Source organism: Dyadobacter beijingensis DSM 21582 (assembly GCF_000382205.1).
Taxonomy (GTDB): domain Bacteria; phylum Bacteroidota; class Bacteroidia; order Cytophagales; family Spirosomataceae; genus Dyadobacter; species Dyadobacter beijingensis.
In genome coordinates this window covers 1-2,985 of the sequence record NZ_KB907797.1, presented here as the reverse complement: position 1 = coordinate 2,985, position 2,985 = coordinate 1, and the positions used below count along the sequence as shown (strand labels likewise).

Annotated in this window: 1 rRNA gene; it reads left to right on the top strand. The window is 51.6% G+C overall.

The annotated features are described in order from the left end of the window. Positions 1-50: 50 nt before the first annotated feature. Positions 51-2,870 (top strand): 23S ribosomal RNA (locus H144_RS0131250). Positions 2,871-2,985 lie beyond the last annotated feature (115 nt).

Here is a 2,985-nt window from a genome sequence, read left to right as displayed (position 1 = left end):
AACGAGTTCATTGACATATTGGTAAAGTAGAAGAGAAGAAGAATAAAGTCGCGCAAGCGAATTAAGGGCGCATGGGGGATACCTAGGCTCTCAGAGGCGATGAAGGACGTGATAAGCTGCGAAAAGCTATGGGGAGCAGCACATATGCATTGATCCATAGATATCCGAATGGGGCAACCCAGTCAGGTGAAGCCTGATTACCCTACGGGGGGCAAACGCGGGGAACTGAAACATCTAAGTACCCGCAGGAGAAGAAAACAATAGTGATTCCGTAAGTAGTGGCGAGCGAACACGGAACAGCCCAAACCACTTTGGTTACGGCCAGAGTGGGGTTGTAGGACCCACCAAGTGGATAAATAGCGAACTGGAATGGCATGGGAAGGCCAATCGTAGAGGGTGAGAATCCCGTACAGGCAGTGAATTTATCTGAGTGGGTATCCTGAGTAAGTGGGGACCGGTGAAATCCCCTCTGAATCCGGCGGCACCATCCGCCAAGGCTAAATACTCCTGAGAGACCGATAGTGAACGAGTACCGTGAGGGAAAGGTGAAAAGTACCGTGAGCAACGGGGTGAAATAGAACTTGAAACCATGCGCTTACAAGCGGTCGGAGCCTACGGGTGACGGCGTGCCTTTTGCATAATGAGCCTACGAGTTACGGTTACTGGCAAGGTTAATGTTTGAAGAACAGGAGCCGAAGCGAAAGCGAGTCTGAATAGGGCGATTAGTCAGTGGCCGTAGACGCGAAACTTTGTGATCTACCCTTGGTCAGGTTGAAGCGCTGGTAACACATCGTGGAGGACCGAACCGGTAAACGTTGAAAAGTTTTCGGATGAACTGAGGGTAGGGGTGAAAGGCCAATCAAACTGAGAAATAGCTCGTACTCCCCGAAATGTTTTTAGGAACAGCGTTGTGGTTGAGTCATGTTCAGGTAGAGCTACTGATAGGACTAGGGGGAGTCAAATCCTACCAAATTCTGACAAACTCCGAATGGGGCATGATATACACGGCAGTGAGGGCTGGGGTGCTAAGGTCCCAGTCCGAGAGGGGAACAACCCAGAGCATCAGCTAAGGTCCCAAAATATATGCTAAGTTGAACTAAGGGGGTCCGACTGCAGAGACAGCCAGGATGTTAGCTTGGAAGCAGCTATACATTTAAAGAGTGCGTAACAGCTCACTGGTCGAGCGGGGCGGGCATCGATAATAAACGGGCATCAAGCATATTACCGAAGCTATGCGATTGTATTTATACATATCGGTAGGGGAGCATTCTCACAGGGGTGAAGGTTAAGCGTGAGCTTGGCTGGACTGGTGAGAAAAGCAAATGTAGGCATAAGTAACGATAATGCGGATGAGAAATCCGCACACCGAAAGACTAAGGATTCCTCCGCTATGCTAATCAACGGAGGGTTAGGCGGGGCCTAAGGGATAGCCGACAGGCGACCCCCGATGGACAGCAGGTTAATATTCCTGCCCCTGCATGCAGTGTGAAAAAGTGACGGAGCGACGTGGATGGTACGTACTGACGGAATAGTGCGTTGAGCCGAGCCTACGGGCAAAGCGAATCATCGAAGACGCTTCCAAGAAAAGCTTTTGAAACGCCAGCTGTATGCAGCCCGTACCGTAAACCGACACAGGTAGTCGAGAAGAATATTCTAAGGTGCTCGAGTGAATCACGGCTAAGGAACTCGGCAAATTAACCCTGTAACTTCGGGAGAAGGGGAGCCTCCTCTGCAAAGAGAGGCCGCAGAGAAATGGCCCAGGCGACTGTTTAGCAAAAACACAGGGCTCTGCCAAAACGAAAGTTGACGTATAGGGCCTGACACCTGCCCGGTGCTGGAAGGTTAAGAGGGGATGTCATCGCAAGAGAAGCATTGAATCGAAGCCCCAGTAAACGGCGGCCGTAACTATAACGGTCCTAAGGTAGCGAAATTCCTTGTCGGGTAAGTTCCGACCTGCACGAATGGTGTAACGATCTGGGCACTGTCTCGGCCGTGAGCTCGGTGAAATTGTAGTAGCGGTGAAGATGCCGCTTACCCGCCACGGGACGGAAAGACCCCGTGCACCTTTACTATAGCTTTGCATTGTTTTCGGGTCAGGGATGTGTAGGATAGGTGGGAGGCTGTGATTGGGCGTCGCCAGGCGTTCAGGAGCCAACGTTGAAATACCACCCTTCGCTGGCCTGGGATCTAACTGCTCAATGAGCAGGACCGTGCATGGTGGGTAGTTTGACTGGGGTGGTCGCCTCCAAAAGTGTAACGGAGGCTTCCAAAGGTCTGCTCAACACGCTTGGTAACCGTGTGTGGAGTGCAATAGTACAAGCAGGCTTGACTGCGAGACCGACGGGTCGAGCAGGTGGGAAACCAGGGTATAGTGATCCGGTGGTTCTGTATGGAAGGGCCATCGCTCAAAGGATAAAAGGTACGCCGGGGATAACAGGCTGATCTCCCCCAAGAGCTCACATCGACGGGGAGGTTTGGCACCTCGATGTCGGCTCGTCACATCCTGGGGCTGGAGAAGGTCCCAAGGGTTCGGCTGTTCGCCGATTAAAGTGGCACGCGAGCTGGGTTCAGAACGTCGTGAGACAGTTCGGTCCCTATCTGTGGTGGGCGTAGGAAGATTGACGGGGGCTGCCTTTAGTACGAGAGGACCGAGGTGGACCCACCGCTGGTGAGCCGGTTGTTACGCCAGTAGCATGGCCGGGTAGCTATGTGGGGAATAGATAAGCGCTGAAAGCATCTAAGTGCGAAACTAGCCCGAAGATGAATCTTCCACATAAGGGTCGTTGTAGACTACGACGTTGATAGGCTGCAGGTACACGTGTCGAAATACACTTAGCTGAGCAGTACTAATTACCCAACAGCTTGCACATTTAACCTTTATCTTCATCTCTTCTACTTCCAATATGACATGAAAAGAGTTCAAAGTTCAGAGCCAAAAGTCAATGAGTGAGAATCACTCATGAACTTTAAACCGCTGCGGCGGAC